This window comes from Peptoniphilus sp. oral taxon 836 str. F0141, from assembly GCF_000179335.1.
Taxonomy (GTDB): domain Bacteria; phylum Bacillota; class Clostridia; order Tissierellales; family Peptoniphilaceae; genus Peptoniphilus_A; species Peptoniphilus_A lacrimalis.
In genome coordinates, this window is sequence record NZ_AEAA01000074.1 from 1 (window position 1) to 6672 (window position 6672).

The window sequence follows — 6672 nt, forward strand, 5'->3', positions numbered from 1 at the left end:
ATATTATATTCATCAATACTTCTTCCAGAACCCTTTATAATTCCATTAGAATCAGTTAGAACAATTGTTGGCCTATAAAATTTTTCCTTTATTCTACCAGCTATTATTCCAACAACAGACTCATTAATATTGGGAACATAAATTAATAAAATAGGATATTTTTTCAAAAGTTCCTGTTCTTTTATGATTTTTATTGCCTTTATATATCCATCATTCGTGTAATTTTGTCTTTGATTATTAATAGACCTTATTTCTTTTGCTTTCTCGATTGCAGAGTTGTAATCTTTCTCTAAAAGAAGTTCTACAGCTTCTTTAGCAGTTTTTAATCTGCCACAAGCATTTAAAGTTGGGCCAATAATAAATCCAATATGATAAACATCTATATCTTCTTTTTTTATATCACAAGCACTTATTAATGCATTTAACCCGACATCTTGCACATTTTTTAATGCTTCAAGTCCATAATGTATAAGAATTCTATTTTCATCTTTTAAAGGCATTACATCACAAACTGTTGCAAGTGCAACATAGGCTAAAAAGTCATCATAGACTTCCTGTTCTTCCTTGCCTTTTATTAAATACAAATAAGATATTAATTTAAAAGCTACACAAGCACCACAAATATCTTTAAAAGGGTATTTTGAATCAGATACCTTAGGGTCAATAAGAGCATTAGCATCAGGTAATTTTTCTTGTAAAACACCTTCAATTAAAACCTTAGCAGGTTCATGATGGTCAGTAACAATTACATCTATACCTAAATTTCTAGCATACTTAACAGGTTCAAAGGCCGCTATACCATTATCACAAGTTATAATTAGAGATATATCATCTTCCTTTGCCCTATCTATGATTTTATTATTAATACCATATCCATCTAAAACTCTATTAGGAATGTCATATGAAACTTTAGCTCCTATTTTCTTCAATCCACAATATAAAATATATGTAGAAGTTATTCCATCAACATCATAGTCACCAACTATTCTAATATTAGAGCCTTTGGTTATATGACTAATAGTAATATTTGCACTCTTAACCATATCTTTTAGAAAAATTGGAGAATGAATATTAGAGAGGTCTGGTTTTAAAAATTTTTCCAATTCCTCATCAGATTTTATTCCCCTATTTAACAAAATTCTATATAAAATTTTATTTAATCCATATTTTTCATATGAAAGTTCATAATCCTTACTATTTTTTATAAACCATTTTTCCATCTAACCACCATAATATATGAGTATATCATAATTTGTAATCCATTAAAACGATAGATAAATCAAAATATTAATCTTCATTATCTAATGTGAAAAAAATCATCTCACAAGGATTAAAAGTTCTTAATATAAATTTAGAACCCATGCCAGAAGTAATATATAAAATGCTTTGTCTAATTTTATAAAATCCCTTAGAATATTTGGGAAATAAATTAAAGTATGGGTCAATAAATGCTCCGATAAAAGGTAATCTCACCTGTCCTCCGTGCAGGTGACCTGACAAAACAAGATCAAAATTTTTATCTTCATTATAGATAAAATCTAAAGGATCATGAATTAACAAAATATTATACTTATCATTTAAACACTTCAAATTGCTAGTTTTTCCATTATAAAATTTGCCATTTATGTTAATATCACCACGAATAGCATTTTTGTTATCAAGTAGTTTTACATGGTATTTATTTAAAATATCAAAAAATAAACTACAATTTTCGTTTTCTTCCTCGTGATTACCACTTACAAAAAATACTTCAGATGAAAATATTTTTAAAAAATCCTCCATCTTGGAAAAATCTTTAGGACGAGTAGACCTGTTTATAAAATCTCCAGTTAGAAAAACAAAATCTGCTTGAAATTTATTAATATGTCTTTCTAGTGACTTAAGATTAATAAAAGGATTTAAGTGATAATCAGAAATTTGTATAAATTTTACTTTCTTGTGAACTTTTTCACTTTTTATTTTAATATTATGTATTTTATAATATTTATTTTCATATATTGAATAAATAAATATTATAAAAATTACTGATAAAATTTTCATTTATTTAATCTATTTAAAGCTTTTAAAACTTTATCCTTTAGCTCGTTTAAATCCCCTCTATTATCTAAGATAATATCAGCATACTTTCTTTTTTCCTCCATACTCATTTGTGAAGAAATTTTTATATTTGCATAATCATAAGATATGTTATCTCTAGACATGAGCCTTCTAATTTGAGTTTCTTTGTCAGCATAAACTAACCAGATTTCATCGAAATCCATATCAAAAGACTTTGTACCATTTTCTATCAATAGAGGAATATCAACAAAAACTATTTTTTCTCTTTTATATTCTTGGATTTTCTCAGAAATCCTTTTGTAAATTAACGGATGAGTTATTGAATCTAACAAATCTCTCTTTTCTCTATCATTAAAAATTATGCTAGCTAAGGCACTTCTATCTAAAACTCCCTTAGAATAGAGATTTTCTCCAAAATATGATTTTATCTTTTCTATAACTTCTCTTTCATTGATAATATCTCTTGAAATAATATCAGAATCTATAACTTTGTAAGATAGTTGCTTCAAAAAATTAGTAACTTGTGATTTTCCTGATGCAATTGAACCTGTTATTGCAATTATTTTACTTTGTTTCATATAGACTTTTTCCTGTTTTCATTGAAACACTAAGAGGAACTTTCATTATTAAAGCATTATCCATTACATCTTTCATAATTTCACAAACCTCAGCCACTTCTTCATCTGGAGCATCAACAACTAATTCATCGTGAATCTGTAAAATTAATTTTGCCTTCAAATTTTTCTTTTTAAGTTCCTTATATACTCCAACCATTGCAATCTTTATTATATCTGCAGCTGTACCCTGAATTGGAGTGTTTAATGCAATTCTTTCCCCAAAAGATCTTATATTAAAATTTTTTGCTTTAAGTTCAGGAATGTACCTTCTTCTGTGAAGTAAAGTTTCAACATAACCTTTTTCTGTTCCTACATGAATGATATCATTCATATATTTTTTTATTCCTTGAAAATGTCCCAAATAGTTATCAATATAAGTTTTTGCTTCTTTCCTTGGAATATTAAGATTTTGTGATAGACCATAATCGCTTATACCATAAACAATTCCAAAATTAACTGCTTTTGCCATACTTCTCAATTCATCTGAAACTTCATCATAGGGAGTATGAAATACTTCTGAAGCTGTCTTTCTATGAATATCAAGACCATCAGCAAATGCGTTAATCATATAAGTATCATTAGAAAGAGAAGCTAAAACTCTTAATTCAATTTGTGAATAATCACTATCTACAAGACTTGAACCTTCAGAAGATAAAAGAGCTTTCCTGATCAGTCTACCCTCATGAGTTTTTATAGGAATATTTTGTAAATTTGGCTCAGTAGAGGAAATTCTTCCAGTAGATGTTACTGTTTGATTAAATCTGGAATGAATTCTGCCAGTCTTTTTATTAATAACATCTCTTAACCCATCAATATAAGTATTTTTAATTTTACTGATTTTTCTATACTCTAAAATATTGTCAATAATTAGCGACTTTCCTCTTAACTTTTCAAGAACATCAGCAGAAGTTGAGTATCCTGTTTTAGTCTTTTTAATTACAGGCAAATCCATTTTTTCAAATAATATTTGTCCCAATTGTTTAGGAGAGTTAATATTAAATTGCTCGTCTGCATCCTTATATATATTAAATTCTAGATCATTAATCCTTTCTTTGATTTTCTCATCAATTTCATTTAATATATTAACATCTGTTCTAATACCAACAATCTCCATATTTGCTAATACCTCTATTAGAGGTAACTCAACATTTATATAAAGATCTTTCATGCCTTCTGCTTCTATTTTTTGCATTTGAAGAGGACTAATTTTATAAACCATGTTTAAAATGTAAGAAAAATAAGAATTTAAATCACCCTCATCAATTTCTTGGAATTTCTTTTTTTTCACACCTTTACCCAAAAGTTCCTCTTCACTCTTATAAGCCTTATTGAAATAACTGCTTGCAAGGTGGTCAATCTCATAATTAGATTCAGTAGAATTTAAGAGATATTCAGCAATCATAGAGTCGTGGCAATAATTTTTTAAGTCAATTTTATTATATTGAAGAACAATTATATCTTCTTTTAAATCATAACCGAGTTTTTCTATGCTGTCATCTTCCCAAAGAGCTTTTAAATTTGACAAATTATCTTTATTATAATCAATTACGCTGGTATTATAACCCTTTGGTAAAATTGCAATTTTAAATGGATCTATACCCTCATAAATTTTTCCATCACTAATAAATTTAAAAGCAAATGATTTACTGGCCTTAATATTTTCTATAATATCATCAATAGAATCATTAGAAATTTGGAAAAATGTATCAGCAATTTCCTCTGTTTTTTCCTTTTGATACTTTTCAGGCAATCTTTTTAAAATAGAATTAAATTCAAAATCCCTGTATAGTTTAGATAAATTTTCATAATCATATTCCTTAATTTTTAAATCAGAAAGACCAACGGGCAAATCTATATTCCTAACAATAGTACCTAATTTTTTACTCATAAAAGCTTGAACTTTATTTTCTTCCAAATTTTCTTTAAGTTTTTTCCCAGAAATTTCGCTTAAATGATTATAAAGATTTTCTATAGTGGAGTACTCTTTAATAAGTTTTAAACCAGTTTTAGGTCCAATACCAGGAACGCCAGGAATGTTATCAGAACTATCACCCATTAAGCCTTTAAGATCTATAAATTCCTGTGGACTAATACCGTAATCATCATTTATACTTTGCAAATTCACAACTTCAAGTTCAGTAATACCCTTCCTTGTCATCAAAACATTGGTATTATCATCTACAAGTTGATAATAATCCTTATCTCCTGTTAATAAATAAGATTTATAACCTTCTTTAGACGCTATAAGAGATAAAGTTCCTGCAATATCATCAGCTTCATAAACAGGTGAATCAAGAACAACAATATTCATATATTTTAAAATGTCTCTAACTAATGGAAATTGCTGTTCTAATTCATTAGGTGTCTTTTGCCTTGTACCTTTATAATCTTTATAAAGCTCGCTTCTAAAAGTTTTACCTTTTCTATCAAAACATACAACTATATGACTCGGTTTAACTCGCTCAATAGCATTTTCAAGCATCATAACAAATCCATATATAGCATTAGTATAAATACCTCTTTTTGTTTTTAATAAAGGAAGAGCATAAAAAGCCCTAAAAAACAAAGAAGAACCATCTATAATTAAAAAAATATTTTTGCTCATAAATCCCCCATAATAAATATATATTCTTGCCTTAAATTATAACTCAAAAATACGAATAAAAAAACCTAGATGATATTGATAATAATATAAATCATAAGAACAAAATAATTAAAATATATTATTAATATTACCTAAGAAAATAAAACAATTAGAAATTTAAATTAAAAAGTAGTGATAAAAAACGGTATATTTTTGTAAAACTCCTAAGGTGTTGTTTGCAATGTTTATTTTACATAGTTTTCAGTTTATTTTAATTTTGTTATTCTATTAGCGTATAAGTATTGATTTTTAATTGAAAAGAGAGACTCGAATTAACAAGTCTCTCCAATATTTGAAATAAAGACAAAATAAAAAAACAGTCAAACTAAAAAAGCTAGACTGTGGGTACAAGGTTGGTGCCGAAGGGGGGACTCGAACCCCCACGATGTTTCCAACGTCAGATTTTGAGTCTGATGCGTCTGCCAATTCCGCCACTTCGGCAAAATATTCATAAGAATATGTGGTGCAGAAGAAGGGACTTGAACCCTCACGCAAAAGCTTGCACATGCCCCTCAAACATGCCTGTCTGCCTATTCCAGCACTTCTGCAAAAGGGTTAAAAAAAGAAACCCTTCAAACTATAAAATTGTGGCGCGCCATGGAGGATTCGAACCCCTGACCTTTTGGTCCGTAGCCAAACGCTCTATCCAGCTGAGCTAATGGCGCATAATAAAAAAATGGAGCGGATGACGAGATTCGAACTCGCGACCCTCGCCTTGGCAAGGCGATGCTCTACCACTGAGCCACATCCGCATACATATATTTTATACAATTATTAAACAAATGTAAAGTAAAAATTACAAATTTTTTATGGAGCTGGTGAGAGGACTTGAACCCCCAACCTACTGATTACAAGTCAGTTGCTCTACCAATTGAGCTACACCAGCAAATATTAAAATTTGGAGCCGGCAAGAGGACTTGAACCCCCAACCTACTGATTACGATTCAGTTGCTCTACCAATTGAGCTATGCCGGCCAATGACCGACAATTAAGCCACTAGTCTGGTGTATAAGCAAAAGACTAATTAAATAAACTTAAGTAAATATAGTTAAAAATTTGGCGACCCGGATCGGGCTCGAACCGACGACCTCCAGCGTGACAGGCTGGCATTCTAACCAGCTGAACTACCGGGCCACACATAGTTTTATTTAGCACTTAGTGATTATTTAATAACCACTAAGTGTTTTTTGGTGGACACAATAGGGCTCGAACCTATGACCCCCTGCTTGTAAGGCAGATGCTCTCCCAACTGAGCTATGCGTCCTTATTATGGTGACCCTGCCGAGAATCGAACTCGGGATACCACCGTGAAAGGGTGGTGTCTTAACCGCTTGACCACAGGGCCTAAGATTT

The 6672-nt window shown here is 29.8% G+C and carries 4 protein-coding genes and 9 tRNA genes; all 13 read right to left on the minus strand.

From position 1 onward, the window contains the following. Positions 1–1220, minus strand: a 1220-nt coding sequence (recJ, locus tag HMPREF9131_RS03390) for a single-stranded-DNA-specific exonuclease RecJ (protein ID WP_009345355.1), incomplete at its 3' end; no start/stop codon positions are given. Between the two features lie 67 nt (positions 1221–1287). Beyond that, a complete protein-coding gene (locus HMPREF9131_RS03395) occupies positions 1288–2040 on the minus strand; it encodes a metallophosphoesterase (protein ID WP_009345356.1) in 753 nt (250 codons plus the stop codon). Continuing rightward, entirely contained in the window at positions 2037–2636 is a 600-nt protein-coding gene (coaE, locus tag HMPREF9131_RS03400; RefSeq protein WP_009345358.1) for a dephospho-CoA kinase, read from the minus strand. The genes HMPREF9131_RS03395 and coaE overlap by 4 nt, the downstream gene beginning before the upstream one ends. Continuing rightward, entirely contained in the window at positions 2623–5280 is a 2658-nt protein-coding gene (gene polA / locus HMPREF9131_RS03405) for a DNA polymerase I (RefSeq protein WP_009345357.1), read from the minus strand. The genes coaE and polA overlap by 14 nt, the downstream gene beginning before the upstream one ends. 393 nt (positions 5281–5673) lie before the next feature. Next, positions 5674–5760: transfer RNA gene (locus HMPREF9131_RS03410), tRNA-Leu, on the minus strand. 20 nt (positions 5761–5780) lie between these two features. Then, positions 5781–5867, minus strand: a tRNA-Leu gene (locus tag HMPREF9131_RS03415). A gap of 40 nt (positions 5868–5907) precedes the next feature. Continuing rightward, positions 5908–5984, minus strand: a tRNA-Arg gene (locus HMPREF9131_RS03420). 12 nt (positions 5985–5996) lie between these two features. Beyond that, a tRNA-Gly gene (locus HMPREF9131_RS03425) sits at positions 5997–6071 on the minus strand. A gap of 58 nt (positions 6072–6129) precedes the next feature. Next, a tRNA-Thr gene (locus tag HMPREF9131_RS03430) sits at positions 6130–6205 on the minus strand. 13 nt (positions 6206–6218) lie between these two features. Further along, a tRNA-Thr gene (locus tag HMPREF9131_RS03435) sits at positions 6219–6294 on the minus strand. Between the two features lie 82 nt (positions 6295–6376). Next, positions 6377–6453 (minus strand) — tRNA-Asp (locus tag HMPREF9131_RS03440). 54 nt (positions 6454–6507) lie between these two features. Then, positions 6508–6583 (minus strand) — tRNA-Val (locus HMPREF9131_RS03445). 6 nt (positions 6584–6589) lie between these two features. Then, a tRNA-Glu gene (locus HMPREF9131_RS03450) sits at positions 6590–6664 on the minus strand. Positions 6665–6672 lie beyond the last annotated feature (8 nt).

What these genes read in the sequence shown, in the direction of transcription:
- HMPREF9131_RS03395 (WP_009345356.1), bottom strand. Translation starts at nt 2,040, where the DNA reads ATGAAAATTTTATCAGTAATTTTTATAATATTTATTTATTCAATATAT.
- coaE (WP_009345358.1), bottom strand. Translation starts at nt 2,636, where the DNA reads ATGAAACAAAGTAAAATAATTGCAATAACAGGTTCAATTGCATCAGGA.
- polA (WP_009345357.1), bottom strand. Translation starts at nt 5,280, where the DNA reads ATGAGCAAAAATATTTTTTTAATTATAGATGGTTCTTCTTTGTTTTTT.